Origin of the sequence: Pseudomonas sp. A6 (assembly GCF_052367875.1) — a bacterium.
Classification (GTDB): Bacteria; Pseudomonadota; Gammaproteobacteria; order Pseudomonadales; family Pseudomonadaceae; genus Pseudomonas; species Pseudomonas citronellolis.
This window is the reverse complement of the sequence record NZ_CP198970.1, coordinates 3,158,925-3,184,686: the sequence shown is the minus strand read 5'-3', so window position 1 is coordinate 3,184,686 and position 25,762 is coordinate 3,158,925. Positions and strand designations below refer to the sequence as shown.

The 25,762-nt window shown below is 67.4% G+C and carries 29 protein-coding genes and 2 tRNA genes; 15 read left to right on the top strand and 16 right to left on the bottom strand.

The genetic code is table 11. From position 1 onward, the window contains the following. The first annotated feature begins 169 nt into the window (after positions 1-169). Positions 170-487 (top strand): hypothetical protein, encoded by a 318-nt coding sequence (locus ACTWJ5_RS14385; RefSeq protein WP_009619967.1) that lies wholly within the window; start codon positions 170-172, stop codon positions 485-487. A 134-nt stretch (positions 488-621) separates the two neighbouring features. Continuing rightward, positions 622-798 carry a hypothetical protein gene (locus ACTWJ5_RS14380; RefSeq protein WP_167858368.1) on the top strand — a complete coding sequence of 59 codons (177 nt, stop codon included), beginning with the start codon at positions 622-624 and terminating at the stop codon, positions 796-798. Between the two features lie 203 nt (positions 799-1,001). Here ACTWJ5_RS14380 and ACTWJ5_RS14375 read toward each other — a convergent pair whose 3' ends face one another. Next, the gene (locus tag ACTWJ5_RS14375; RefSeq protein WP_061561560.1) at positions 1,002-1,346 is read right to left on the bottom strand and encodes a hypothetical protein; all 345 of its coding nucleotides are present in this window, start codon (positions 1,344-1,346) and stop codon (positions 1,002-1,004) included. Positions 1,347-1,491: 145 nt separating this feature from the next. On the opposite strand from ACTWJ5_RS14375, the gene ACTWJ5_RS14370 reads away from it, so the two are divergent. Continuing rightward, the gene (locus tag ACTWJ5_RS14370; protein ID WP_058072321.1) at positions 1,492-2,211 is read left to right on the top strand and encodes an endonuclease; all 720 of its coding nucleotides are present in this window, start codon (positions 1,492-1,494) and stop codon (positions 2,209-2,211) included. A gap of 90 nt (positions 2,212-2,301) precedes the next feature. Further along, positions 2,302-2,808, top strand: a complete 507-nt coding sequence (locus tag ACTWJ5_RS14365; protein WP_074979646.1) for a DUF1993 domain-containing protein — start codon at positions 2,302-2,304, stop codon at positions 2,806-2,808. A gap of 41 nt (positions 2,809-2,849) precedes the next feature. Here the strand turns inward: ACTWJ5_RS14365 and ACTWJ5_RS14360 are convergent, their stop codons facing one another. Further along, positions 2,850-3,323, bottom strand: a complete 474-nt coding sequence (locus ACTWJ5_RS14360; protein WP_444439165.1) for an Lrp/AsnC family transcriptional regulator — start codon at positions 3,321-3,323, stop codon at positions 2,850-2,852. A 132-nt stretch (positions 3,324-3,455) separates the two neighbouring features. On the opposite strand from ACTWJ5_RS14360, the gene ACTWJ5_RS14355 reads away from it, so the two are divergent. Further along, entirely contained in the window at positions 3,456-3,809 is a 354-nt protein-coding gene (locus ACTWJ5_RS14355; RefSeq protein WP_083426758.1) for a hypothetical protein, read from the top strand. Positions 3,810-3,949: 140 nt separating this feature from the next. Next, entirely contained in the window at positions 3,950-4,954 is a 1,005-nt protein-coding gene (locus ACTWJ5_RS14350; RefSeq protein WP_074979706.1) for a bile acid:sodium symporter family protein, read from the top strand. A gap of 420 nt (positions 4,955-5,374) precedes the next feature. Here ACTWJ5_RS14350 and gorA read toward each other — a convergent pair whose 3' ends face one another. Further along, the gene (gorA, locus tag ACTWJ5_RS14345) at positions 5,375-6,730 is read right to left on the bottom strand and encodes a glutathione-disulfide reductase (RefSeq protein ID WP_249919845.1); all 1,356 of its coding nucleotides are present in this window, start codon (positions 6,728-6,730) and stop codon (positions 5,375-5,377) included. Positions 6,731-6,816: 86 nt separating this feature from the next. Between gorA and ACTWJ5_RS14340 the strand changes: the two genes are divergently transcribed. Beyond that, complete coding sequence (locus ACTWJ5_RS14340; RefSeq protein ID WP_249919844.1) at positions 6,817-7,248, top strand: VOC family protein; 432 nt, start codon at positions 6,817-6,819, stop codon at positions 7,246-7,248. A 180-nt stretch (positions 7,249-7,428) separates the two neighbouring features. Here ACTWJ5_RS14340 and galU read toward each other — a convergent pair whose 3' ends face one another. Beyond that, entirely contained in the window at positions 7,429-8,268 is an 840-nt protein-coding gene (gene galU, locus ACTWJ5_RS14335; RefSeq protein ID WP_009619948.1) for a UTP--glucose-1-phosphate uridylyltransferase GalU, read from the bottom strand. 401 nt (positions 8,269-8,669) lie between these two features. Between galU and imuA the strand changes: the two genes are divergently transcribed. The 3 genes from imuA to ACTWJ5_RS14320 are packed head-to-tail and all read left to right on the top strand — an operon-like array spanning position 8,670 to position 13,781. Further along, positions 8,670-9,287 carry a translesion DNA synthesis-associated protein ImuA gene (gene imuA / locus ACTWJ5_RS14330; protein ID WP_256515083.1) on the top strand — a complete coding sequence of 206 codons (618 nt, stop codon included), beginning with the start codon at positions 8,670-8,672 and terminating at the stop codon, positions 9,285-9,287. A gap of 7 nt (positions 9,288-9,294) precedes the next feature. Beyond that, the gene (locus ACTWJ5_RS14325) at positions 9,295-10,710 is read left to right on the top strand and encodes a Y-family DNA polymerase (RefSeq protein ID WP_444439160.1); all 1,416 of its coding nucleotides are present in this window, start codon (positions 9,295-9,297) and stop codon (positions 10,708-10,710) included. Beyond that, positions 10,707-13,781, top strand: coding sequence for an error-prone DNA polymerase (locus tag ACTWJ5_RS14320; RefSeq protein ID WP_444439158.1), 3,075 nt, complete (start codon positions 10,707-10,709; stop codon positions 13,779-13,781). The genes ACTWJ5_RS14325 and ACTWJ5_RS14320 overlap by 4 nt, the downstream gene beginning before the upstream one ends. A 4-nt stretch (positions 13,782-13,785) precedes the next feature. On the opposite strand, the gene ACTWJ5_RS14315 is transcribed toward ACTWJ5_RS14320, so the two are convergent. Then, entirely contained in the window at positions 13,786-14,163 is a 378-nt protein-coding gene (locus ACTWJ5_RS14315) for a LexA family protein (protein WP_116425309.1), read from the bottom strand. 143 nt (positions 14,164-14,306) lie between these two features. Here ACTWJ5_RS14315 and ACTWJ5_RS14310 point away from each other — a divergent pair, with 143 nt between their 5' ends. After that, positions 14,307-14,525 (top strand): hypothetical protein, encoded by a 219-nt coding sequence (locus ACTWJ5_RS14310; RefSeq protein ID WP_444439156.1) that lies wholly within the window; start codon positions 14,307-14,309, stop codon positions 14,523-14,525. Between the two features lie 126 nt (positions 14,526-14,651). On the opposite strand, the gene ACTWJ5_RS14305 is transcribed toward ACTWJ5_RS14310, so the two are convergent. Next, positions 14,652-14,867 carry a hypothetical protein gene (locus ACTWJ5_RS14305; protein ID WP_009619935.1) on the bottom strand — a complete coding sequence of 72 codons (216 nt, stop codon included), beginning with the start codon at positions 14,865-14,867 and terminating at the stop codon, positions 14,652-14,654. Positions 14,868-15,047: 180 nt separating this feature from the next. Then, a tRNA-Leu gene (locus tag ACTWJ5_RS14300) sits at positions 15,048-15,134 on the bottom strand. A gap of 410 nt (positions 15,135-15,544) precedes the next feature. On the opposite strand from ACTWJ5_RS14300, the gene ACTWJ5_RS14295 reads away from it, so the two are divergent. Next, positions 15,545-15,964, top strand: a complete 420-nt coding sequence (locus tag ACTWJ5_RS14295; RefSeq protein WP_116425310.1) for a LytR/AlgR family response regulator transcription factor — start codon at positions 15,545-15,547, stop codon at positions 15,962-15,964. A 305-nt stretch (positions 15,965-16,269) separates the two neighbouring features. Here ACTWJ5_RS14295 and ACTWJ5_RS14290 read toward each other — a convergent pair whose 3' ends face one another. Beyond that, positions 16,270-16,695, bottom strand: a complete 426-nt coding sequence (locus tag ACTWJ5_RS14290; RefSeq protein WP_444439153.1) for a hydrogenase — start codon at positions 16,693-16,695, stop codon at positions 16,270-16,272. 431 nt (positions 16,696-17,126) lie between these two features. On the opposite strand from ACTWJ5_RS14290, the gene ACTWJ5_RS14285 reads away from it, so the two are divergent. From ACTWJ5_RS14285 to ACTWJ5_RS14275, 3 genes are all read left to right on the top strand, one after another. Then, the gene (locus ACTWJ5_RS14285; RefSeq protein ID WP_009619928.1) at positions 17,127-17,477 is read left to right on the top strand and encodes a hypothetical protein; all 351 of its coding nucleotides are present in this window, start codon (positions 17,127-17,129) and stop codon (positions 17,475-17,477) included. A gap of 507 nt (positions 17,478-17,984) precedes the next feature. Beyond that, positions 17,985-18,242 (top strand): type II toxin-antitoxin system Phd/YefM family antitoxin, encoded by a 258-nt coding sequence (locus ACTWJ5_RS14280; protein ID WP_074979635.1) that lies wholly within the window; start codon positions 17,985-17,987, stop codon positions 18,240-18,242. Continuing rightward, positions 18,223-18,573 (top strand): type II toxin-antitoxin system RelE family toxin, encoded by a 351-nt coding sequence (locus tag ACTWJ5_RS14275; protein ID WP_116425311.1) that lies wholly within the window; start codon positions 18,223-18,225, stop codon positions 18,571-18,573. The genes ACTWJ5_RS14280 and ACTWJ5_RS14275 overlap by 20 nt, the downstream gene beginning before the upstream one ends. A gap of 228 nt (positions 18,574-18,801) precedes the next feature. Here the strand turns inward: ACTWJ5_RS14275 and ACTWJ5_RS14270 are convergent. The 8 genes from ACTWJ5_RS14270 to ACTWJ5_RS14235 all read right to left on the bottom strand — a co-directional run bounded on the left by ACTWJ5_RS14270 (position 18,802) and on the right by ACTWJ5_RS14235 (position 25,756). After that, positions 18,802-18,875, bottom strand: a tRNA-Cys gene (locus ACTWJ5_RS14270). 312 nt (positions 18,876-19,187) lie between these two features. Continuing rightward, a complete protein-coding gene (locus ACTWJ5_RS14265; protein ID WP_009619921.1) occupies positions 19,188-19,613 on the bottom strand; it encodes a lipocalin-like domain-containing protein in 426 nt (141 codons plus the stop codon). Positions 19,614-19,617: 4 nt separating this feature from the next. Further along, positions 19,618-20,454: an alpha/beta fold hydrolase gene (locus ACTWJ5_RS14260; RefSeq protein ID WP_444439150.1), complete on the bottom strand. Its 837-nt coding sequence runs from the start codon at positions 20,452-20,454 to the stop codon at positions 19,618-19,620. Then, entirely contained in the window at positions 20,451-21,410 is a 960-nt protein-coding gene (locus ACTWJ5_RS14255; protein WP_074979631.1) for a VOC family protein, read from the bottom strand. The genes ACTWJ5_RS14260 and ACTWJ5_RS14255 overlap by 4 nt, the downstream gene beginning before the upstream one ends. A 34-nt stretch (positions 21,411-21,444) precedes the next feature. Continuing rightward, positions 21,445-22,191 carry an SDR family NAD(P)-dependent oxidoreductase gene (locus ACTWJ5_RS14250; RefSeq protein ID WP_444439147.1) on the bottom strand — a complete coding sequence of 249 codons (747 nt, stop codon included), beginning with the start codon at positions 22,189-22,191 and terminating at the stop codon, positions 21,445-21,447. Positions 22,192-22,220: 29 nt separating this feature from the next. After that, complete coding sequence (gene iaaH, locus ACTWJ5_RS14245; protein ID WP_444439146.1) at positions 22,221-23,663, bottom strand: indoleacetamide hydrolase; 1,443 nt, start codon at positions 23,661-23,663, stop codon at positions 22,221-22,223. A 13-nt stretch (positions 23,664-23,676) separates the two neighbouring features. Next, positions 23,677-24,414 carry an aspartate/glutamate racemase family protein gene (locus tag ACTWJ5_RS14240; protein WP_444439144.1) on the bottom strand — a complete coding sequence of 246 codons (738 nt, stop codon included), beginning with the start codon at positions 24,412-24,414 and terminating at the stop codon, positions 23,677-23,679. Between the two features lie 16 nt (positions 24,415-24,430). After that, a complete protein-coding gene (locus ACTWJ5_RS14235) occupies positions 24,431-25,756 on the bottom strand; it encodes a M20 family metallopeptidase (RefSeq protein WP_009619915.1) in 1,326 nt (441 codons plus the stop codon). Positions 25,757-25,762 lie beyond the last annotated feature (6 nt).

Here is a 25,762-nt window from a genome sequence, read left to right as displayed (position 1 = left end):
CGGGGCGGGGCCCGGTTTCGCGGCGGCCATGGATTCTGTGAGCCAGCGAAACCATGGTAGCCACAAAATACTGTTCATGCATACAGTATTTTTCGATTATGCTTCTGTCATCGACGAAAGGCACCCTGGCAACAGGTGGCAGGCAAGGACCCGAACAGGAGCGAAAGCGATGGTGGACATCCGCCAGATGAAATACACCGTGAACCACATGGGCGTGGAGGAAGTCAGCGAAGCGGTCGCCGAGTTGCACCTCGAGGGCCTGGTCACCGAGGGCAAGACGCCCTTCTCGCGCACCCACTTCAACACCTGCTTCGCCGAGATCGAGGCGCTGCTGCAGCGCGCCGGCTACCACCGCCCGCTGGACGTGGTGGGCTACCAGGGCCAGGCCTACGCCATGTTCGACCCCACGCGCTGGGAGGCGGTGCAGGTGCTGCGCTGGCTGAAGGAATACGTGGAGGAGGCCCACAGCGAGGCGGCGGGGGCCTGAGACCTCCCCCTCCGCGGGGATGGCAAAAGGCCGCAAAGGCTTGCCGCAGAGCGGCCGGACTTGCGCACCGGGGGTTCGGCCACTAATGTCCTTGGGGCAGTTTCGCACCAGCACGCTGAATCAAGGACGAGTCCATGAGCAAGACGCTCCCCGAGGACTGGCTGTGGGCCTACCACAAACTTCGCAGCCTCTCCGTCGGCCGCACCAGTTCCGCCTTCCTCGCCACCCTCTACCACCTGCGCGGCGACACCGGCCCCTTCTACTGCAAGGGTGGGCTGAGCAAGTCGCGCCTGGTGCGCAAGGAGTCCTGAGCCTTCGCGGCACCGAGCCCTTGTAGGAGCGCGCCCTGCGCGCGAATCGCGGACGGAGTCCGCTCCTACACCATCCCACATACCACGCGTGATCGCGATGTAACCCATCCTACGAAAAGCACCTCGGCGCAGCCGGCAACGTAGGAGCGGATTCATCCGCGATCCGGCCGCCAGGCCGGCCATGCCCCGCGAACGCCACTCCCTCAGGGATACGACTGCCGCTGCCCGTTCGAACGCGTCGTCCCCGGCGTGACGTCGAACTGCACGCCATTGGGGTATTCGATGCTCTGGCGGATGCCACCGTTGGTGCCACCGCCGCTGTTGTCGATGATCACCCGGCTGGAGCCCTGTTCGTAGCTGCGCGGAACCTGGACGCCGCCGTAGCCGTCATAGCGCTGCACGCTGGACGAGCTGTCGATGCTGCCGCTGGCACCAGGGCTGACATAGATGCGCTCGATGCTGCGCACCGGCGGCTGGCCGGCCAGCGCCACCCCGGCCACCAGGCTGGCGAGCAGGCCGCAAAGCGCTCGGCTCTTCATGCGGGTCATGCTGGCTGAACCTCCGGTTAGGCTGGAAATGTTCCCAGTCTAACAACTCCAGTTTCCTACGCACCTGTTCCTTGCCATTCGATTGCCACGATTGGCAGATCGTTTCATATCAGTAAGATGCGACGATTTCTGAAAGAAGTTTCTGATGAATATTCGTCGCCAAGCACTGTTCCTCTTGCTCGCGGTCCTGCCCCTGGCCGCCTCCGCCGCCGCCCCGCGCACCTTCCAGGAAGCCAAGAAGATCGGCTGGAAGCTCTATGCCCGCCAGTCGGTGGAGTTCTATTGCGGCTGCCGCTACAAGGGCAACCGCGTCGACCTGGCCAGTTGCGGCTACGTGCCGCGCAAGAACGCCAAGCGCGCCGGGCGCATCGAGTGGGAGCACATAGTCCCGGCCTGGGTCATCGGCCACCAGCGCCAGTGCTGGCAGAGCGGCGGGCGCAGCAACTGCTCGCGGCACGACCCGGTGTACCAACGCGCCGAGGCCGACCTGTTCAACCTGGTGCCGAGCATCGGCGAGGTCAACGGCGACCGCAACAACTTCGGCTACGGCTGGCTGCCGCAGCAGGCGCCGCAGTATGGCGCCTGCCCGATGGTCATCGACTTCAAGGCGAAGAAGGCCATGCCGCGCCCGCAGATCCGCGGGATGATCGCCCGCACCTACTTCTACATGAGCGACCGCTACGGCCTGAGGCTGTCCAGGCAGGACCGCCAGCTGTACCAGGCCTGGAGCAAGCAGTACCCGGTGGAAAGCTGGGAGCGCCAGCGCAACCAGATGGTCGGCTGCGTGATGGGCTGGGGCAATCCATACGTGGGCAAGATCGACCTGCAGGGCTGCGGCAGCGCGGGCAGCGTCGCCGGGCGCTGAAAGCCAGGCGACGGCCGCCGCGCCCGGCAGTAGACTCAGCGGGCGCGCCCTGTCGCGCAGGCCTAATTTTCCCTGTCTGGAGTACCTCGCATGTCCCTGTCGATCTACCAGATTTCCGTTCCGGTGTTCATCCGCATGCTCGGCAACCTCTCGGCCATCCTGGCCAAGGCCGAGGCCCATGCCCAGGCCAGGTCCATCGACCCGACGGTGCTGCTGAACGCCCGCCTGGCCCCGGACATGTTCCCGCTGACGCGCCAGGTGCAGATCGCCAGCGACGCCGCCAAGGGCTGCGCCGCCCGCCTGGCCGGCGTGGAGATTCCCAGCTACGCCGACGACGAACAGAGCTTCGCCGACCTGCAGGCGCGCATCGCGAAGACCGTCGACTACCTCAAGGGCTTCAAGCCCGAGCAGTTCGAAGGCGCCGAGAACCGCGACATCCACATCAAGACGCCGAGCCGCGAGCTGCAGTTCAAGGGCCTGGACTTCCTGCTCGGCTTCGCCAACGCCAACTTCTACTTCCACGTCACCACCGCCTACGCCATCCTCCGCCACAACGGCGTGGAGCTGGGCAAGATGGACTTCCTCGGCGGCGCCTGAGCCCGCCCGCGGGCGCCGGCCAGGCCGGCGCCCTCCTCCCGTCAGCGTCCCGGCAGCGGCAGGCTGGTGGTCGACTTGATCTCCGACAGCGCGACTATGGAGTTGATCTCCTGGATGCCCGGCACCTGCGACAGGCGCTCGAAGAAGAAGCGCTCGTAGGCCTCGATGTCCTCGGTGACGATGCGCAGCATGAAGTCCACCGCGCCCATCAGCACATGGCACTCCAGCACCTCGGGGAACTCGCGGATGGCCGCGGCGAACTCGGTGAGGTTGTTGCGGCCGTGGGTGTTCAGCTTCACCTGGGCGAAGATCTGCGCGTTCAGGCCGATCTTCTTGCGGTCCAGCAGGGTCACCTGGCGGCGGATCACACCTTCATCCTTCAGGCGCTGGATACGCCGCCAGCACGGCGATTGCGAGAGGCCGATGCGCTCGGCGATCTCGGCGGTGGAGAGGGTCGCCTCCTCCTGCAGCAGGGCGAGGATGCGTTTGTCATAGGCATCCAGCTCGATCGGCATGATTTATTCTCCAACTCATAAATTCACGCATAGTCTATTCTCAAACCACCGGCCTTGGCGTCCATTCCGCAAAGCAAAACCCGGCCGGGCCACCGACAATGAGCCACCTCCCAGCCTTGCCGGTCACCCGCCATGAACCAAGCCGTTTCCCTGCCCAGCAGCACCACCGCCCTGCCCGCCAGCCTGCTTGATGCCACCCACGCCGAGCGCCCCGATGGCTGGACCCGCCGCCCGGCCGATATGGCGCGCCAGGCGCACTTCGCCATCCGCGCCGAAAACGACGCCGACGTGTTGTGCAAGCTGCTGAACCTGTTCGCCCTGCAAGGCTGGCTGCCGGCCGAGGTGCATGCCGTACAGGCGGGTGAATGGCTGCAGGTGGACCTGCGCGTTACGGGTATGCCGGAGCAGCGTGGCGAGGTGATGGCCGAGCGCATGCGCTCGCTGGTCAGCGTGGCGACGGTGGAATTGGCGTTCAGCGGCTGCTGACGGAGCGATCTGTCCGTTCAGCGATACAGGCTGGCTTTCTCGCGTTAGCCGGAAGGCCACCGCGGGCATAGAGTCGGAACCGTCGTCCGTCCGTCAGAGACGGCGACCGCATTCTTCGTACCTTGCCCGAGATGATCGCCATGGCTCGCCCACGTCTGCTCCCCGACAACTTCACCCTGGCCCTGGTCGCCACCGTGGCCATCGCCAGCCTGCTGCCCTGCCAGGGCCAGGTGGCCACCGCCTTCGGCTGGATCACCAACCTGGCCATCGGCCTGCTGTTCTTCCTGCACGGCGCCAAGCTGTCGCGCCAGGCCATCATCGCCGGCGCCACCCACTGGCGCCTGCACCTGCTGGTGTTCGCCTGCACCTTCATCCTCTTCCCGATCCTCGGCCTGGCGCTCAAGCCGGTACTCTCGCCGCTGGTGACGCCGGACCTGTACCTGGGCCTGCTGTACCTGTGCGCCCTGCCGGCCACCGTGCAGTCGTCCATCGCCTTCACCTCGCTGGCCCGCGGCAACATCCCGGCGGCGGTGTGCAGCGCCTCGGCCTCCAGCCTGATCGGCATCTTCCTCACCCCGCTGCTGGTCCAGCTGCTGCTGGGCGTGCATGGCGACACCGGCGTCTCCACCCTCGACGCCATCGGCAAGATCACCCTGCAACTGCTGGTGCCCTTCATCGCCGGCCAGGCCCTGCGCGGCGTGATCGGCGGCTGGGTGGACCGGCACAAGCCGGTGCTGCGCTACGTCGACCAGGGCTCGATCCTGCTGGTGGTCTACACCGCCTTCAGCGCCGCGGTGATCCAGGGCCTGTGGCACCAGGTGCCGCTGACCGCGCTGGCCGGCCTGGTGGTGGTGTGCTGCATCCTGCTGGCCCTGGCGCTGCTGGCCACCAGCCAGCTCAGCCGGCGCCTGGGCTTCAACAAGGAGGACGAGATCACCATCGTCTTCTGCGGCTCGAAGAAGAGCCTGGCCACCGGCGTGCCCATGGCCCAGGTGCTGTTCGCCACCGGCAGCATCGGCGTGATCCTGCTGCCGCTGATGCTCTTCCACCAGATCCAGCTGATGGTCTGCGCGGTGCTGGCCCAGCGCTACGCCAAGCGCCAGCAGGAAAGCGCAGCGGCGGCGCAGGTGGCGCAGTCGCGCTGAGCCGAGGCGCTTTTCGCAGGATGGGTTGAGCCTTGGCGAAACCCATGCGGCCACGGCGATGGGTATCGCTTCGCTCAACCCATCCTACGGAGTGTCATATTTGCCGGAAGGTGTAGGAGCGGACTCCGTCCGCGATCGGCCAGACGCCGGCCTTGCCGGCGTAATCGCGGATGAATCCGCTCCTACGGGTGAGCATGCCAGGCTTCACGGCAACCTGTAGGAGCGCGCCCTGCGCGCGAATCGCGGGCAGGGCCCGCTCCTACACTACCTGTTGGCAACTCTTTTCGTAGGAGCGAGCTTGCTCGCGAACAAACGTGGTGCCATGCGGTTCGCGAGCAAGCTCGCTCCTACGAAGAGCATCTCGGCGTGGGCCGCAAGACAGTTACTCCTACATGGCAGGAGGAGCACCATCCTACGAGATCAGGCCACCGGCGAACGCATGGTGACGAATTCCTCGGCCGCCGTCGGGTGGATGCCGATGGTCTCGTCGAACACGCGCTTGGTGGCCCCGGCCTTGAGCGCCACGGCGATGCCCTGGAGGATCTCGCCGGCCTCCGGGCCGACCATGTGGCAGCCCAGCACCTGGTCGCTGTCGGCGTCGACGATCAGCTTCATCAGGGTCTTTTCCTGGGATTCGGTGAGGGTCAGCTTGAGCGCGCGGAAGCGGCTCTCGAACAGCTTGACGCGGTGCCCGGCGGCGCGCGCCTCGTCCTCGGTGAGGCCGACGGTGCCGATGTTCGGCAGGCTGAACACCGCCGTGGGGATCAGCTTGTAATCCACCGGCCGGTATTCCTCGGGGCGGAACAGGTGGCGCGCCACGGCCATGCCCTCGGCCAGGGCCACCGGCGTCAGCTGCACGCGGCCGATGACGTCGCCGATGGCGCGGATCGACGGCTCGCTGGTGCGGTAGGCCTCGTCGACCTTGACGAAGCCCTTGTCGCTCAAGGCTACATCGACGTTCTCCAGCCCCAGGCCGTCGAGCATCGGCCGGCGGCCGGTGGCGTAGAACACGCAGTCGGCCTCCAGCAGGCGGCCATCCTTGAGTGTCGCCAGCAGGCTGCCGTCGGCCTGCTTGTCGATGCGCGCGATGTCGGCGTTGAACTGCAGGTCCAGGCCCTTCTTCGTCAGTTCGTCGCGCAGGTGCTCGCGCACGCTGCGGTCGAAGCCGCGCAGGAACAGCTCGCGGCGGTACAGCAGGCTGGTCTGCGCGCCCAGGCCGTGGAAGATCGAGGCGAACTCCACGGCGATGTAGCCGCCGCCCACCACCAGCACCCGGCGCGGCAGCTGCGGCAGGAAGAAGGCCTCCTGGGAGGTGATGACGTGCTCCTTGCCGGGGATGTCCGGCACCTGGGGCCAGCCGCCGGTGGCGATGAGGATGTTGGCGGCGCGGAAGCGCTGGCCGTCGACTTCCACGGTGTGGGCGTCGACCAGGCGCGCGTGGCCTTCGAGCAGGCTCACCCCGCTGTTCACCAGCAGGTTGCGGTAGATGCCGTTGAGGCGGTGGATCTCGCGGTTCTTGTTGGCGATCAGGGTCGGCCAGTCGAAGCGCGCCTCGCCCAGGCTCCAGCCGAAGCCGGCGGCCTGCTGGAAGTCCTCGTGGAAGTGCGCGCCGTACACCAGCAGTTTCTTCGGCACGCAGCCGACGTTCACGCAGGTGCCGCCCAGGTAGCGGCTCTCGGCCACCGCCACGCGCGCACCGAACCCCGCGGCGAACCGCGCGGCGCGCACGCCGCCGGAACCCGCGCCAATCACGAACAGGTCGAAATCGAAAGCCATCGTCGTTCTCCACTGGCAGATGCCCGGCAGCATACCTCATCACCGCTGGCCTATCCTGCCAGCAGAGCCCACAGGAGGAAGCCGCCATGCGCCCGACCCTGACCCACCTGGCCCTGCACGTACCGGACCTGGAGGCCTGCATCGCCTTCTACGAACGCTTCTGCGGCATGCGCATGATCCACCAGCGCGAGGGCAAGGGCTCGCGCATTGTGTGGATGGCCGAGCCGGGCAAGGAGCACCAGTTCATCTTCGTCATCATGCCCGGCGGCGAGGCCCGCCACCTGGCCAGCGACGACTACAGCCACTTCGGCTTCGCGGTGGACAGCCACGAGAAGGTCGACGCCATCGCCGCCGAGGCCGAGCGCGCCGGCTGCCTGATCTGGGCGCCGCGCCAGGAGCCCTACCCTGTTGGCTATTACTGTGGCCTCAGGGATCCATCAGGCAATTACGTCGAGTTCAGCTACGGCCAACCCCTGGGGCCGGGCTCGGAAGACATGCCGATTCCGCAAGCGCCATAGCCTGGCAGCGTTTGTAGGAGCGAGCTTGCTCGCGAACCGCCCATGCACCGGAAAGAGCGTTCGCGAGCAAGAACTAGGCGTCCCCCTCGCTCCTACGAAAAGCCCGCGGATCATGCGGGTGCCGGAAACGAAGAAGCCACCCGCAGGTGGCTTCTTCGACGGACCGGGAACGCGCTGGGGTTACCAGGCCTTGCCGGTCTTGTAGAGGTTCTCGTAGCAGAAGTTGGTCGCCTCGATGTAGCCCTCGGCGCTACCGCAGTCGAAGCGCTTGCCCTTGAACTTGTAGGCCAGCACGCAGCCGTCCTGGGCCTGCTTCATCAGGGCGTCGGTGATCTGGATTTCACCGCCCTTGCCCGGCTCGGTCTGCTCGATCAGCTCGAAGATGTCCGGGGTCAGAATGTAGCGGCCGATGATCGCCAGGTTCGACGGCGCTTCTTCGGGCTTGGGCTTCTCGACCATGTTGTTCACGCGGTAGATGTCGTCGCGGATCATCTCGCCGGCGATCACGCCGTACTTGTTGGTCTCTTCCGGCGGCACTTCCTGGATGGCCACGATGGAGCAGCGGAACTGGTTGTACAGCTTGACCATCTGCTTCAGGACGCTATCGCCTTCCAGGTTCAGGCAGAGGTCGTCCGCCAGGACCACGGCGAAGGGCTCGTCGCCGATCAGCGGACGGCCGGTGAGGATGGCGTGGCCCAGGCCCTTCATCTCGATCTGACGGGTGTAGGAGAAGGTGCACTCGTCGATCAGGCGGCGGATACCGACCAGGTACTTTTCCTTGTCGGTGTTGCGGATCTGGGTTTCCAGCTCGTAGCTGATGTCGAAATGGTCTTCCAGCGAACGCTTGCCGCGGCCGGTGACAATGCCGATCTCCGACAGCCCGGCTTCCAGCGCCTCTTCGACGCCGTACTGGATCAGCGGCTTGTTGACGATCGGCAGCATTTCCTTGGGCATGGCCTTGGTGGCCGGAAGGAAGCGGGTGCCGTAGCCGGCAGCCGGGAACAGACATTTCTTGATCATGGAAGTCCTTCGACATGAACGAGGGTGTGAATGGCGCGCAGTCTAATGAGCCCGCGAGCGGCTTACAATGCCCACGCTGCGCGCCCGCCAGCGGAGGCGCAGACCCGTCGGGAGATGGGCAACGGGTAGTCAGACCGCCGTGGCGCCGGCAAGTTCGGCCGATACTGGCAAAAAGTCAGCACCGGCTACCCTCGGCGACCGTCTGTCGGCCTCGACCTACACACTCTGAAGGACACCGCCACGCCCCGGGCTGACCTGGCTCAGCCTTCCGGCGGATCGTCGCGGCGGAGCGATCCGGCCGTATTGACCGGATAGGGACGAGACCAGATACTGTATTTTCATACAGTATTTTGAGATTCCATCTTGCGCTGCTTCCGCCTTTCCCACCACCGGTGCCGACCATGGGCCTCGCCGTAGACCTGGGCGCGCTGCTCGACCAGCGACGCGTCTGGAAAGGCCAGGCCGGCACCGCGCCCAGCGCGGCCCAGCCCACCGGCCACGCCCGTCTGGACGCTCTGCTGCCCGGCGGCGGCTGGCCGGAGGCGGCGCTGAGCGAGATTCTCCATGGCGCCGAGGGCATCGGTGAGCTGCAGCTGCTCTGGCCAACCCTGGCGCGCTTGAGCCGCGCCGGCGAGCGCGTGGTGCTGGTGGCGCCGCCGCACATTCCCTACCCCCGCGCCTGGCTGGCGGCCGGCGTCGACTTGCAACACCTGGTGTGGGTCGAGGCCAGCGGCCGCGATGCGCTCTGGGCGACCGAGCAATGCCTGCGTTCGGGCTGCTGCGGCGCCGTGCTGTGCTGGCCGCAGCAGGCCGACGACCGCGCCCTGCGCCGCCTGCAGGTGGCGGCGGAAAGCGGCCAGACGCTGGCCTTCGCCTTCCGCCCGCTGCGCGAGGCGCTCAACCCCTCGCCAGCTGCCCTGCGCCTGGCCCTCGAAGCCCGCCCGGCACAGCTGCGGGTGCTCAAGTGCCGTGGCGGCCTCGCTCCGGCCAATCCCCTGCCGCTGGCTGCCCTGAACTGAGGTCGCCATGCTCTGGGCCTGCATTCTCCTGCCACAGCTGGCCATGGACGCCGCCCTGCGCCAGCGCAGCGATCCCGAGGCGCCCCTCGCCCTGCTCGCCGGCCCGCCGCAGCGGCGCGTGCTGCAGGCGGTCAACCCGGCGGCCCGCCGGCTCGGCCTGCGCCCCGGCCTGTCGCTGACCGCGGCGCGCGCCCTGTGCCGCGATTTCGACTGCGCCGAGTACGACCAGGCGGCCATCCAGCGCAGCCAGGACCTGCTCGCCGCCTGGGCCTACGGCTTCAGCTCCCAGGTCAGCCAGCATTACCCGCGCGCGCTGCTGCTGGAGGTCGCCTCCAGCCTGGCGCTGTTCGGCCCCTGGCCGCGCTTCGAGGCCCGCCTGCGCGAGGAACTGCGGGCCCTGGGCTTCAGCCACCGCATCGGCGTGGCGCCCAATCCCGCCGCCGCGCGGGTACTGGTCAATGTCGGCGACGGCCTGCTGGTGGAACGGCCGCAAGCCCTGCGCAGCGCCCTCGGCCGCCTGCCCCTGGAGCGCTGCGGGCTGCCCCGGGAAAGCGTGGCCAGCCTGGCGCGCATGGGCCTGCGCAGCCTGCAGCAACTGCTCGCCCTGCCCCGCGATGGCCTGGCCCGGCGCTTTCCGGCGGAACTGCTGCGGCAGGTCGACAGCCTGCTCGGCCAGCGGCCGCTGGCCCTGGACTTCTACCGGCCGCCGGAGCGCTTCGAAAGCCGCATCGAGCTGAACTTCGACGTCGAATCGACCCAGGCCCTGCTCTTCCCCCTGCGTCGCCTGACCGATGACCTCGCCGCCTTCCTCGCCGGGCGCGACAGCGGCGTGCAGCGCTTCGAGCTGTATCTGGAGCACCACGGCCGCAGCGACACCTGCATGCCGGTCGGCCTGCTCAGCGCCGAACGCGAGCCTGCCATGCTCTTCGAGCTGAGCCGCGGCCGCCTGGAACATTTGCAGTTGCCCGCCGCGGTACACGCCGTGCGCCTGCAGGCCGACGACCTGCCACCCTTCGCCCCCGAACGGCGCCAGCTGTTCGACGAGCGCCCCCAGCAGACGCAGCCCTGGGAGCAGTTGCGCGAACGCCTGCGCGCCCGCCTCGGCGACGAGGCCGTGCATGGCCTGGGCGCCCTCGCCGAGCACCGCCCGGAGCAGGCCTGGCAACCCCGGGAAAGCCCGCGCGCCCTGCCCCTGCCGCCCTGCGGACCGCGCCCCGGGTGGCTGCTGTTGCAGCCACAGGCGCTGCGCGAAAGCCTGCCCAGGGTGCTCGCCGGGCCGGAGCGCATCGAGTCCGGCTGGTGGGACGGCGCCGACCTGCGCCGCGACTACTACCGGGTGCAGACCCGCGCCGGCCAGCAGGCCTGGGTCTACCGCGAGGTCGGCAGCGAGGGGCCGTGGCTGATCCATGGCTGGTTCGCATGACTCCCGACTACGCCGAGCTGCATTGCCTGTCGAACTTCAGTTTCCAGCGCGGCGCCTCCAGCGCCAGCGAGCTCTTCGAACGCGCCGCGCGCCTGGGCTACCGCGCCCTGGCGATCACCGACGAATGCAGCCTGGCCGGTATCGTCCGCGCCTGGCAGGCGGCGAAGGAATGCAAGCTGGCGCTGATCGTCGGCAGCGAGGTGCGCATCGAGGCCGGCCCCAAGCTGGTGCTGCTGGCCGAGAACCTCGCCGGCTACCAGAACCTCTGCCGGCTCATCACCCACGCCCGGCGCCGGGCCGAAAAGGGCAGCTACCGCCTGCTGCGCGAAGACCTGCAGGCCGACCTGGAGGGCCTGCTGGCGATCTGGCTGCCCGACGCACCAACGGATACCGACGGAACCTGGCTGCGCGAACGCTTCCCGCAACGCCTCTGGCTAGGCGTCGAGCTGCACCGCGGCGCGGACGACGGCGCTCGCCTGCAAGCCCTGCTGGCCCAGGCCACCCGCCACGGCATCGCCGCCGTGGCCTGCGGCGATGTGCACATGCACAGCCGCGGCCGCCGCGCCCTGCAGGACTGCATGACGGCCATCCGTCAGCACCTGCCGGTCAGCGAGGCCGGCGCCTACCTGTTTCCCAACGGCGAACGCCACCTGCGCCCGCGGGAAGTGTTGGCCGAGTTGTATCCGGCGCCGTTGCTGGAGGAGACGGTGCGGATCGCGGGGCGCTGCAGTTTCGATTTCGGGCAGTTGCGCTACCAGTATCCCCGCGAGCTGGTGCCCGAGGGGCACACGCCGAAGTCCTGGCTGTGCCAGATGACCTATGCCGGCATCCGCAGGCGCTGGCCTGAGGGGGCGCGGAAGAAGGTGCTCAAACGCATCGGCAAGGAACTGCTGCTGATCGCCGAACTGGAGTACGAGAACTATTTCCTCACGGTCCACGACATCGTCCAGTTCGCCCGCAGCCAGGGCATTCTCTGCCAGGGACGTGGCTCGGCTGCCAACTCCGCGGTGTGCTTCGCCCTGGGCATCACCGAACTGGACCCATCGCGCAGCAAGCTGCTTTTCGGCCGCTTCATCTCCCGCGAACGCAACGAGCCGCCGGACATCGACGTCGACTTCGAGCACGAGCGGCGCGAAGAGGTCATCCAGTACGTCTTCCGTCGCTATGGCCGCCAGCGTGCAGCCCTGACCGCCGTGGTCAGCAGCTACCGCGGCGCAGGCGCCATGCGCGACATAGCCAAGGCCCTGGGCTTGCCGCCCGACCAGGTGGACGCCCTGGCCGGATGCTGCGGGCGCTGGAGCGAGCAAACGCCACCCGAAGAGCAACTGCGCGAAGCGGGCTTCGATCCACAGAGCCCGGTCATGCGCAGGGTGCTGGCGCTCACCGCCGAGCTGATCGGCTTTCCCCGCCACCTGTCGCAACATCCCGGCGGCTTCGTCATTTCCGAGCAGCCATTGACCAGCCTGGTCCCGGTCGAGAACGCGTCCATGCCCGAACGTACCGTGATCCAGTGGGACAAGGACGATATCGACGCAGTGAAGCTGCTCAAGGTCGACGTACTCGCCCTCGGGATGCTCAGTGCCCTGCGCCGCTGTTTCGACCTGGTGCATCGCCTTCGTGGCACGCCAATGAGCATTGCCAACATCCCCCCAGAAGATGCGGCCACCTACGAAATGATCAGCCGCGCCGACGCCATAGGCGTGTTCCAGATCGAGTCCCGCGCACAGATGGCCATGCTGCCGCGGCTACGGCCGAAGACCTTCTACGACCTGGTGATCGAGGTCGCCATCGTCCGCCCGGGCCCGATACAGGGCGACATGGTCCACCCCTACCTGCGACGGCGTAATGGAGAGGAGCCGATCACCTATCCCTCGCCGGCCCTGGAACAGGTGTTCCGGCGCACCCTGGGCGTGCCGCTGTTCCAGGAACAGGTCATGGAGGTCGCGGTAGTGGCCGCCGACTACACCGCCGGCGAAGCCGACGACCTGCGCCGCTCCATGGCCGCCTGGAAACGCCACGGCGGCCTGGAAAAACACCGCCTGCGCCTGACCGCAGGCATGTTGAAGAATGGCTATACCGCCGAATTCGCCGCGCGCATCTTCGAACAGATCAAAGGCTTCGGCAGCTATGGCTTCCCCGAGTCCCACGCCGCCAGCTTCGCCCTGCTCACCTATGCCAGCAGCTGGCTGAAATGCCACGAGCCGGCAGCCTTCGCCTGTGCCCTGGTCAACAGCTGGCCGATGGGCTTCTACAGCCCCGACCAGGTCCTGCAGGATGCCCGTCGCCACGGCGTCGAGGTGCGGCCGGTGGACGTACGCTACAGCCACTGGGACTGCAGCCTGGAGGACAAGGGCGAGGCACAGCCGGCGATCCGCCTGGGGCTGCGCATGGTCCGCGGCTTCCGCGAGGAGCTGGCCCTGCGCATCGTCCAGGCCCGCGGGCGACGGGCCTTCGAAAGCGTCGAGGACCTCAGCTACCGGGCCGGCCTGGACGCCGCGGCCCGCGAACGCCTGGCCGACGCCGGCGCCCTGCGCGGCCTGGCCGGGCACCGCCACCGGGCGCGCTGGGCCGTGGCCGGGGTGGAGCCGCAGCTACCGCTGTTCGCCGGCCAGGATGTGATGACGGAGACCGCGGTGAGCCTGCCGCTGCCCAGCCTGGGCGAAGAAATGCTCACCGACTACGCCAGCCTGGGCACCACCCTCGGCCCGCACCCGCTGAACCTGCTGCGCGGCCAGTTGAAGGCGCTGCGCTGCCGCAGCTCCCGCGAGTTGCCCGGCCTGGAGCACAGCCGGCCGGTCAGCGTCGCCGGGCTGGTCATCGGCCGGCAACGGCCGCAGACCGCCAGCGGCGTTACCTTCGTCACCCTGGAAGACGAGTTCGGCCTGGTCAACGTGGTGGTCTGGCGCGACCTGGCCGAGCGCCAGCGGCGCGTCTTCCTGCAAGCGCAACTGCTGCAGGTGCGCGGCCGGCTGGAAAGCGAGAGCGGCGTGCGCCACGTGATCGCCGAGCAACTGGTCGACCTGACGCCCCTACTCAGCGGCCTGGACGTGCCCAGCCGCGATTTCCGCTAGTGGCTCAACTGGCCAGGCGGTGCAGGTTCCAGCGCACCACGCCCCAGATCGCCAGTTCGTCGCCCTCGCCGATGCGGATCGGCGGGTAGCGGTCGTTGGCCGGCAGCAGCGCGTAGCCGCCATCGATGATGTCCAGGCGGCGGATCAGCGGCTCGCCGTTCACCGCGGCCACCACCACCTCGCCGGAGCTGGCCAGGCAGGCGCGGTCCACCACCAGCAGGTCGTTGTCGTGGATGCCGGCGCCAGTCATACCATCGCCATGTGCGCGGACTATGTAGGTATGGGGCGTGTGCAGCTCGAGCAGGTCATCCAGCGACCGCGGCTGCGCCTGAAGGAACGCCGACGGATCGGCGACGGCAGGAAGGAAAGCGGTATGAGACATGACGGGGCATCCTCGGAATACTGTACATACATACAGATACCAGAAACAATGTGAACCCGGCAAGCCATTCCCCACTCCATTGACAGCCGCCGGCAAGCGCGCCGGCGTGGTCTATCCTTCGTGTGGGGGCGAGGAGTTTCAGCATGAATCCTGGCACGTTCGTCACACTCATGATTTTCGGCTGGCTGCTGCTGGCGGGCGTCACCCTGTGGGCCTTCCTGCGCGTGCCCATGCGCCGGGCCCGGCTGCATTCGCGCAGCGAGGCCCAGGCCCACCCCCACGAGGCGCCGGCGCCCCAGGCGCAGTCGCAGGCGGCCCCGCGCAGGCGCCATGCCGGCTGGCTAACGTGGAGTCATCGCTGAAGCGGCAGCAGGCCGCCATCATTCAGGCTTTTCGGAAACCCCGCACAGGCCCCTGCCCCGGCTTTCTCGCCCGACGGGCGAGGCTGGACAGCCCCGGAGCAGGCCGGCTCCCCCGGCTACCCGACCTCAGGCCAGGCGAATGTCCGCGCCGGTGACCTCGTCGCGCAGGGCGCGCAATTCGGCTGCATCCTGGTTCAGGTGGTGGATGGCCTTGAGCAACCGCTGGCGCAGCAGTTCGTCGGGCACTTGCTCCACGGCGCGCATCACTTCGATGGCAGTGGCTTCGTTGTTGCTGGCTACCGAGTCCAGCACCTTGCGGATGTTGCGGGCTGCACGTTGCACGTCAGGTCCTCATGACAAAGTGCGAGCACCCTAGGACAACAATATTTCTCAAAGATTTCAGCGAGTTGCATTCTGACCAATGGTCGAACGCAGGCCCCGTGCGCAAGCCGGCGGATGACGCGGCGGCAGGCATCGGCAGCGCGGCCGAATCGGGAAGCTGGGAATGCAGAGGGGGGATTCTGGTGCTCGGAGCGGGACTCGAACCCGCAAGACCGTAAGGCCGGCGCATTTTAAGTGCGCTGTGTCTACCAATTTCACCATCCGAGCCGGGCGGGCATTGCCGAGGCCGGAAGAGCGCGGCCACCGGGCAATGTGGAAGGGCCGAGACTATACCGAGTCGACTCGTTGCGGTAAAGCCGGGGCCATGGGCGTAAGCGCTTGATGGCACAGCCGATTCCCTTCTTTCCGGGCGCCCTGCACAAGGGACTAGTCGGAATTACCGGCTTTTTGCCATCTCCCCTGTCACATAAGCTGCCCACCCACGGGGCGGAAGGGAAGCCGACTCCGTCTTGGGCCGCATTACCCCGGATGCGGCCGCTTTTTCTTCTGCCGCCTCCGCCGGACAGCGGATCAATGTGAACCCAATCACATAACTGTCGAAAAGCCGGCACAGCGCCATCATCGGTACAAGACTTTGACGTTCAGTGGATCACGAAACGCCAAACAGGAGAGGTCCGATGAGGCAACGTATTGCCACCCGCGTGGGCAGGTCCCTGGTCGTCATCGAAACCAAGGACATCACGCATTTCAGCGCGGAAGAAAAGTATGTGACGGCCTTCACCGCCAAGGGCCGCATCCATTTCGACGCCACCCTGAAGGCCCTGGAAATCGAGTTCGCGGAGGAGTTCATCCGCATCCATCGCAGCCACCTGGTGCGCCGCAGCCTGGTCAGCAACCTGCGCTGGGACGCCTATTCGGCCAGCATCGGCATCGACGGCACGGAAGCCCGCCTGCCCCTGAGCCGCCAGCGCGTCGGCGCGGTTCGCAACCTGCTGCGGGCCCGCAACGGAGCGACCGTGATCGCCACCCTGGACGGGCCGCTGCCACCTTCCATGCTGGCCGGCCCGCAGACAGCCCCTGCCCTGCGGGCTGGCTGACGAAAGGGCGTATCGCTCGACCACCTGCAATATCAAAGTAACATCACACCTCTATACTGCACGAAGGCTGACGGACCAGCCCCCATCGGCAGTACGAAGAAGCCTCGCCTCACAGCGGGGCTTTTTCCTTTCCGCTGTCCATCGTTCGAGTGAAAACTTGCATCAGCTCAAGGTATGAGCGATTCGCATACATGCAATCGAGGATGTATGTTTATTTCGCTGTCGCGTAATGGCAATATGCCTGGCCCTCTTGCTGAGGACATGGCCGGCCGAGCAGGGACGCGACGGCCAGCCACTTGCCCTTCTCAGCGCGCCACCCTGCCGCGCAATCCCCAGAGCAGCAGTCCGATGGCGACGATGATCGCCAGGCCGACGCTGACGAAACCAAGGGTCACCAGCAACTCCTGCCAGGGCTCCCCGCTATGCCCAGCGGCGGTGACGGGCGACATGGCCGCGGTGCCGAAAACCGCGGCGAGCAAGGTGAAGGCCCAATTGGCATAGGCGCCGTAGAGCAATGCGCAGAAAGTGACACCCTGCCACCTGCGCGACAGCGCCACCTCATCCCAGATCGCCCCCAGCGCCAGCAACAGCAGGCCATTGAGGATGCCCTCCAGGTGGGCCGCCAGGGCCATGCGCGGATTGCTCAGCTGCGCCTCGACCAGCCCGGTGAGCAGGCCGAGCAACAGCAGCAGCAAGCCGTGCCAGAGCAACCGCCGATTCGCGCCAGCCATACCGGGCCCCTCCGCGATCGGGCTTTCCCTTCACTCTAGACGGCGCGGCCTAGCGCAGCGGCAACCAGCCGGGCGCGATGTTTTCGTACGGGAGCAACAGGTAGACCGCCAGATAGCAGGCGATGAAAAGACAGGCGGCGGCCACGACGAGCCATTCGAAGCGCGACATCTCTCATCCTTGAGCAGCGCAATTCCAAAGTGCCAGTATGCCACGGCGAACCATGGATGGCATCCGGCATTCACCGGCAGACAAGGAAACGAGCGACGCAGCGCCGGGCCCGGTAGAATTCCGCCGCCCCGGGAACCGGAACGGCTGCGGCCGGTCTGACACCGCCAGCGAATTCACATTGCGGATCGCCCCGCGATCCGGACGCTCCATCGACCATCCCGGGCGGCATGCCTGCCGCCCTTCATTCCTCGAGGTTAGCAATATGCGCAAAGCACTCCCCGCCCTGGCCCTGAGCCTGCTCTTCGCCCAAGCCGCCATGGCTGGCGGCGGTACCCAGGCAGCCGTCGGCGGCGGCCTGGGTGGCGCCCTGGGCAACGTCGTCGGCCAGCAACTGGGCGGCAGCACCGGTGCCGCGATCGGCGCCGGCGTCGGCGGCGCGGCAGGTAGCGCGGCCACCGCCAAGAAAGGCAGGAAGACCAAGGCTGCCATCGGTGGCGGCCTGGGCGCCGCCGGTGGCTCGCTCATCGGCAACAAGCTCGGCGGCAGCACCGGCGCGGCCATCGGCGCCGGCCTGGGTGGCGCGGCGGGCGGCGCCCTCGGCGGCAAGAAGTAAATCCAGCGCCGCACTGGAATGCCGAAGCCCCGCGGGTGCGAACCCACGGGGCTTTTTCGTGTGCGCCGCAAGGGCAGAGCGCCTAGTCCGAAGAGACGAAGCCGTGTTCTCTCCAGTGGCCTGATTTTCTGCATCGATCCCAGTTCGACGAACGGTAGTGGATCATTTCACCCATCACCCAGGCTCGCCGGAATCATCGTTTTCCTCGTCGACTACGTACAACCTGACCTTTAGAGCGCCTTCTAGAGAGCATTGAAAGACACTTTCAAGAGTGCTAATTTCGCCCGGTCCGGGAGTTGAACAGCCATCCCGATACGATCCATTGCGGCCTGTCCGACTTCTGTCCAGACCGTAGTGCAACCCAGTTCGCCATCTTCCTGTCCCGTGCTTAGGCCGGCTGCCGATGGAGAGCTGCACTGTTGATACCGCCCTCCTTCCCAATCTCGGGAGAATCTGGCGGTTCCCCACGGGGAAATGCGCGCAAGAGTGCGCAGGGAGAACTTGTAAATGCCGCATGCGCTGCTGGCCGATGTTACGGCCTCCATCACCGAGTTGAAAAAAGATCCCATGGGTACAGTGGGCGCTGGAATGGGCCACGCTGTTGCGATTCTCAACCGTAACGAACCGGTCTTCTACGCGGTTCCTGCGGACGAGTACGAGCGGATGATCGAGTTACTCGACGACATCTACCTGGGTCGCCTCGCTGATGAGCGTAAAGACGAATCCTCGGTAACGGTATCTCTGGATGACCTCAAAAACCGGTAACAACAAACAGATCAAAGCACCTCAGCAAGACCAGGAAGACATCAAGCAGTACACGCTGAAGTTCAAAGAAACCGCGCTCAAAGAATGGGATAGGCTCAAGGGCCCGGTGAAGACTCAGTTGATCAAGAAGCTCGGCGAAAGGCTGGTCAACCCTCGCGTCGAAAAGGACAAGCTTCATGGCAGCGAAAACAAGGACCGCTATAAGATCAAGCTCTCCGCTTCCGGCTACCGGCTCGTTTATCAAGTGCATGACACCGAGATCGTGGTTGAAGTCGTAGCAGTTGGAAAGCGCGAACGCAGCGCTGTCTACAACGAATCGAAGAAGCGCTGACTCTTGAAGCGGGATTCCCTGTGCGGTTCTTGCGACATGGGAAGACAGCGATGCCCAGACAAGGCCGCACCATCGAGTATGGCCTTTTCATTCCTGCTCTTCCCTACTGGTCGTGACGCGATGATCCAGGCCTCCGCCCAATCAGGCAGCCTTTGATTGCGGAAACGATGGCCTTTCGGCTGAAATGAAAAAAGCCCCGTAGATCACTGATCTACGGGGCTTTTCTATTGGAGGCTGAGGTCGGAATCGAACCGGCGTTCACGGATTTGCAATCCGCTGCATAACCACTCTGCTACTCAGCCTTTTAACCTGGCAAACCGCGCTGCGGCTTGCTGCAATTCTGTTCGGCCTGGCTTTATTTCAAGCTCTAACCTATTGATTACACAGAGTTTTCATCGCCCTGCGCTTTCGATGGGCGGGATTATGGACTAATGGGACAAGGCTGGCAACACCTGAGATTAAATTTCTTCATTGCCGGCTGCAGGGGCGGAAGCGAGCCCATGAAGGCCACAAACTCGACGCAACCCCGAATAGCTGCGGCAGGCCATCCGGCACCAAGCGCCCACCCTGGCGAAGGTGGGCACTCTGCTGGAACAGGATCGAAACGGCGGCAGCTACCCTACCCGCCGCCACAGCAACCTGGCGGTTCGCGCCTCGGGGGTGCCCTCCTCCAGGCGCGCGCTGAGCGCCAGGACGTCGCCTTCCAGCTGCGCGATGCGGCGCTGGCTGCCGCCCTCCCAGTTGGGGAACAGGCTGTGGCGCACGTGGTGCAGCACGGTGTCGCCCTGCACTTCGTAGCCGCCCGCGTAGGTCAGGTAGCTGCCGTAGGCGGCGGCCTTCTCGGCGTCGCTGGCCGACCATTGCCCGCCGCTGCGGAATGGCTCGCGGTTCTTCCTGGCGACCACGCAGAACATGCCGTGCGGCCCGTATTCGATGAAGCCCTCCAGTTCCACGCCCATCGGGTGGACCACGCGGCCGTCGTCGTAGAGCTGTTCCCAGGCGAGGATTTCCCAGCGGCCGTGGATGTCTGTTGCGTTCATGCGGTCACTCCGCTGGGTTGGTGAGGAAGTCGATCAACAGGCGGGTGAAGTCCCGCGCCCGCTCGATCTGCACCCAGTGCCCGCACTCGCCGAACACGTGCAGTTGCGCATGGGGGATCAGGCGCAGCAGGCGCTCGGAGACCTCCAGCGGTATCACCCGGTCGTCGCGGCCATGGATGAGCAGGGTCTGCTGGGGCAGCTCGCGCAGCGCCGCCTCGGGCACCGCGAGCATCTCCACGCCCTGCTGGCGCGGCGCGGGGAACAGCTGGGCGAAGCGCGATTGCACGTCGTCGCGGATGCTCGCCTCGTAGCGCATGCGCACCAGGTCGTCGTTGATCAGCGAATGGTCGTAGGCGAACACGCCCATCAGCTCGCCCATGGCCTGCAGCGAGGGCTGGTAGCCCCAGACCTTCTCCAGGCCCTCGGTGATGGGGAACGAGAGCCCCGCCGAGCCCATCAGCACCAGGCGCTTCACCCGCTGCGGGTGGCGCTGGGCCAGGGCCAGGGCGATGGCGCCGCCGAAGGAGTTGCCGACCACCGAGACCGTGGCGATGTCCAGGGCGTCGAGCAGGCCGGTGAGCTGGTTGACCCAGGCTTCGGGGTCCAGCCGGCGGCCGGCCGGGCACTGGGTGTAGCCGAAACCGAGCATGTCCGGGGCGATCACCCGGGCGCGCGCGGAGAGTTCGGGGATCACCCCGCGCCAGTTGGCCCAGGCGGTGACGCCCGGGCCGGAGCCGTGGATCAGCAGGATCGGCTCGCCCTTGCCCTGGTCGTGGTAGTTGATGGTGCAGTCGCCGATGCGAAGGCTGTTGGCGATTTCTGGCGATGTCCGGGTAGTCATTGTCTGGCCTTTGCGGTCTGGCTGGTGGTAACGACGGGAGCACGCATGCCCTGCGCGGCCAGGCGCTTGAGAATCTGCCTGGCCTCCTCGCGCTTGTCCGGCGGCAGCCAGGTGCGGTCGTGCCCCCACAGGCTCATGCCCTGCAGTTCTTCCACCTCCCAGTCGGGGCCGATGGTGCGCCCGGCCCAGCCGAGCTCGAACATCCAGCCATCGGGGTTCTTCAGGTAGAAGGAGGTGACGTGGTCGTTGATGTGCCGGCCGAGGGTGACGCCGATGCACTCGGGGTCGGCCAGCGCCATGTCGTAGGCCCGCCCGAGGTCGTCGAAGTCGTTGTACTCCAGCATCATGTGGTAGATCTTCGCCGGCCCGCCGGTGTGGGCGATGCCCAGGGTGTGGTGGCGCGGGTTGACGTGGAGGAACTCGACGCGGAACGGCGCCCGGGCGCGGTCGCTGACCTTGAAGCCCAGCACCTCCTTGTAGAGGTGGCACATCTGCTCGAAGTGCGCGGTGATCAGCGCCACGTGGCCGATGCCCAGCTCGCCGGTGCGGAAACCGCCCAGCGGGCGCCCCGGCACGAAGGGGCTGGCGGCGTCGGCCAGGCCCCAGGCCAGCTCGATGCGCACGCCGTCGGGGTCGCGGAAATGCAGCATCCCGGCGACGCCGCGCAGGGCGTTCTCCCGCGCCGTGCCGCGGGTCACCGGGTAGCCCGCCGCCGTCAACGCCTGGGCGGCCTGCTCCAGTTCCTCCGCGTCCCCGACCTCGAAGCCCATGCCCATGCTGGGTTCGCCTTCGCAGGCTTCGAGCAGCAGGCGCTGGACCTTCTGGTCGGCGCGCAGGCGCACGCAGCGCCCGGGCTCGACCACTTCCACCTGCAGGCCGATGTGTTCCGCCGCCTGTTTCTGCCAGGCCGGCAGGTTGGGTGTGCCGACTATCACGTAGCTCAGTGCCCTGATCATGCTTGCGCCTCTCCTGCGCTGGTCCATGTGTGTGTCATTCCGCCGACATCCCGCCATCGACCGAGAGGGTGGCCCCGGTGACGTAGGAGGCCTGCCCGGAAAGCAGCCACAGCAGCGCCGCGCAGACCTCCCCGGGCTGGCCGATGCGCCGCATGGGCACGCCGTCGTCGTACAGGTGGTCGTCGCCGCCGGTGACGCGGTCGAAGCTCGGCGTCTTGATCGGCCCGGGGCAGAGGGCGTTGACGCGGATGCCGCGGGTCGCGTAGTCCAGCGCCGCGGCGCGGGTGGCGCCGACGATGCCGTGCTTGGCGGCCACGTAGGCGGCGGTGCGCGGCATCGCCTTGAGGCCGAAGATCGAGGCGTTGTTGACGATGGTGCCGCCGCCGGTGCGCAGCATCGCCTCGGCTTCGAACTTCATCATGTAGAGGACGCCCTTGAGGTTGATGTCGACCACCTCGTCGAGTTCTGCCAGGGGCGTTTCGTGGATGTCGTGGAACGCGCGCTGCAGGCCGGCGTTGTTGAAGGCGCCGTCGAGCCGCCCGTAGCGCTCCACGGCCAGCGCCACCAGGGCGCGGCAGTCGGCGGGGCGGGACACGTCGGTGGCCAGGAACAGCGCCTGGCCGCCGGCCGCCGCGATCTCATCGAGCACTTCCGCCCCCGCCTGCGCATCGCGGTTGCCCAGCACCACCCGGGCCCCCGCCCTGGCGAGCGCCAGGCAGGCCTCGCGGCCGATGCCGCTGCCGCCGCCGGTCACGACTATCACCTTGTTGTCCAGATTCATGCTTGCTCCTCCAGGGAAAGCGACCGGCGTCAGGCCGGCGGGATGCGCCCGAGCACGGCTTCGAGGGCGATGCCCACGGCCAGCAGGCGGCGGTCCGAGCCAAAGGGCGCGTCCAGTTCCAGGCCCACCGGCAGCCCCGTGCGCGGGCCCAGCCCGATGGGCAGCTGGATGCCCGGCAGGCCGGCGCTGGCGGCCGGCTCGGTGTTCTGGATCAGCCGCTCGAAGTACTCCGGCAGGTTGACCTGGTCGCTGGCCGGCGGCGCCACTATGGGCGTGGTGGGGAACACCAGGGCGTCCAGCCGGTACTGCTCGAACAGGTCCTGGTAGTGTTCCTTCAGCGCCGGGCGGGCAGTGTTCCGCGCCGCCTCGTAGAGCGGCGCGACGTCCACCAGCCCGCCCTCCCCCGGCGCCTTGCGCGGCAGCACCCACTGCTCGTAGATGGCGCGCACGTCCGGGCTGTGGATGTCCCGGGCCAGTTCCTCGATGCTGATGCCCGGCCCCTCGTCGCGCAGGTAGGCGACCATCGAGTCGTAGGCTTCGTGGATCACCACAGGGAAGCCGACGGCGCGATTCAGCTCCTGCAGGCGCGTCTCCGGCAGTTCGACGAGGCTCACGCCATGGCTGGAAAGCTTCGCCAGGGCGGCCTCGGCCACCTCGCGGACGTCGTCGTCCAGATGGCTCCAGAAGTCCTCGACGATGCCCAGGCGCAGCCCGTCCAGGCTCACCGGCGGCAGCGCGTACTCGTCGCTGATCAAGGCATCGAGCAGGGCGACGTCGGCCATGCACAGGGCCATGGGCCCCACGGTGTCGCGGCTGCGGGCGATGGGGATCACGCCTTCGCTGGAGTAGCGGCCGGCGCTGGGGCGCAGCGAGGAACAGCCGTTGAGCGCGCAGGGAATGCGCATCGAGCCGCCGGTGTCGGTGCCCAGCGCCGCCAGGGCCATGCGCGCGCCCAGCGCCGCGGCGCTGCCGGAGGACGAGCCGCCGGCGATGCGCTCGCTGTCGTAGGCGTTGCGCACGCCGGGCTGGCTGCCGGTGTTGAAGGCGGCGTTGTAGCCGGTGGCGCCGAAGGCCAGCTCGTGCATGTTGGTCTTGCCCAGCAGGATCGCCCCGGCGTCGCGCAGGCGCTGCAGCGTCGGCGCGTCCTGGCGCGGGACGAAGCCGGCCAGCCCCGGCGTGCCGGCGGTGCACGGCAGGCCCGCGGCGTGGATGTTGTCCTTGACCACGATGGGGATGCCGGACAGCGGCTTCTGCCGCCGCCCCGCGCGGCGCGCGGCATCGGCGGCCTTGGCCTCGGCCAGCGCGCCGTCGCCGTTGAGGGTGACGTAGACGTTCAGCTCGCGGCCGTCCTCGGCGCGGTCCAGGCAGGCGCAGACCAGTTCGGTGCTGCTCAGTACGCCATCGCGGAACGCCGTGACGGCTTCGGCGATGGTCAGGTCGGCAAGGGTCGGGGAGTCTTGGAAGAGTTTCATGCGGTGGCTCCGTTCAACGGCTGAACGCCTCGTCCTTGAGTCGCTCCGGACTGGGATAGGCAAGCTTGCTGTGGGCGAGGCCGAGGTCGAGCAGCACCTCGCACAGCTTGTAGGCGATGACGCCGGGGTTGAGCACCGGGACGTCCAGGTGCTGGCTGAGGAAGGCGTGGGACTGGTGCATGGTGGTGGAGCCCAGCACTATCACCTCGGCGCCGTCCTCGTGGATGGCCAGCCGGGCGGCGTCCAGCAGCTTGGCGAAGACAACCTCCTCCTTGCCCTGCAGCAAGGCCTCGGTGTCCGGGCGCACGTCGATGGAGCGCAGCGAGGCCAGTCGCGATTCGAGGCCGTACTCCTTGAGCGTCTTGCGGTACAGCGGGAACCAGCGCGGCCACATGGTCAGGACGCTGAATTTGTGGCCCAGGGCGCAGGCCAGGTGGAAGGCGCTCTGCCCCGGCGCCAGCACCGGGATCGACAGCCGGGCGCGCAGCGCGGCCAGGCCCGAGTCGCTGACGGTGTTGATGCACACGGCGTCGAAGCCCTCGTCCTCGGCGCGCATGCCGGCCTCGATCACCGCCAGCTCCATCAGCGCCATGTCGTAGTAGCTGTCGGCCAGGGTCGAGACGCTGCCGGCGCCGACGAAGCACACCTCGATGTCCGGGCGTTGCAACGCCGCCGGCAGTTGGGACTCGACCAGGGGCCGGGTCTGCTCGCTCAGCGGCACGGGGAAGATCATTTTCACGCGCTTGCGCATCTGCGTTCTCCCGGGCTCAGAGGCCCAGTTGCTGGCGTGGACGGGTCAGGGTGTCGATCAGCGCGTAGAGGATCTTGCGCGCGCAGGGCATCAGGTCGGGCACGTAGGTCGCGCCCATGCCGCCCAGGCCTTCGGCCACCGGCAAGGGCGCGCCCTGCGCCGGCCACGGCCAGCCGATGCGCGCGGTGGGCACGCCGTAGCGGCGCAGCGCGGCGCCGTCGGTCTGGCCGCCGAGCCAGTCGGGCGTGCCGTGCGGGCGCCGCTCGATGTGCTCCCAGCCGCGCTTGCACGACTGGACGATCCAGTTCTGCGGGTCGGTGCTGCCGCCGGGCACGGAGCCGTACATGTCCCACTCCAGTTCCAGGTCGGGGCGCCGCGCCTGCAGGTCGCGGACGAATGCGGCGAACTGCGCCTTGACGTCGCCCGGGCTGCTGCGCGGGTTGATGCGCACGTCGAAGAAGATTTCGGTGACCGCCGAGGGGAACGCCGGGCGCTCGACGTCTCCGCCGCGGATGCCGGCGATCCAGCCGTGGGGCTTGACCACCCCGGAGGTGTTGCGCTCGGCGTAGTCGATGATCCACTGCTCCAGCTCGCCGACCACCGCCGCCGCCGGCACCACCGAGCTGCGGAAGCCCGGTGTGCCGCGCGGCACCCCTGCGTAGCCGAGGCTGCCGTAGACGCGCAGCTTGAACCAGGCCATGCCCGGCTCTTCGTGGTACACCCAGTTCCACGGCTTCATGATGATGGCGAAGTCCGGCGCGGCGCCGCGGTTGAGCAGGTGCAGCACGCCGTTGGACATGCCCGAATGCTGGCGCGCCGAGATGTCCACCGGCATGCCGCCGTCGGCCAGCCCCAGCAGCAGGTCGCCGGTCAGCGGCACCCCGGCCTCGATCAGCGCGGTGGCCACTTCGGTCAGGGTGGCGATCATGCCCTTGGGGTTGGAGGCGCCGAGGCCGAACACCCAGTCGTCGACCTGCTGGGCCTTGGGCAGCATGTCGGCCTGGCCGGCTTCGCCGGTCAGCAGCTTCTCGGCCTCGTCGCATTCCAGGTGGGTGTCCAGCGGCGCGTACAGCATCACGCTGGCGCCGCCGCCGCTGCCGCGCAGTTCGCCCAGCACGTTGCCGCTGGTGAAGCTCATCGGCTGGTAGCGGGCGGGCATGCCGATCTGCTTCAGGTGGGCGGTCATGAACTCGCCCACGGCCCGGGCCGAGCCGGTGGGGCTGTGGATGTCGGTGATGGCGAACAGCAGGTCCTGCAGGCGCCTGGCGTCGAGCCTGGCGCAGGCCTGCTCGTACCATTTCATCTGCTCGGCGGAGAACGGCATGGAGGTGGTGGGTTGCATGCTGGC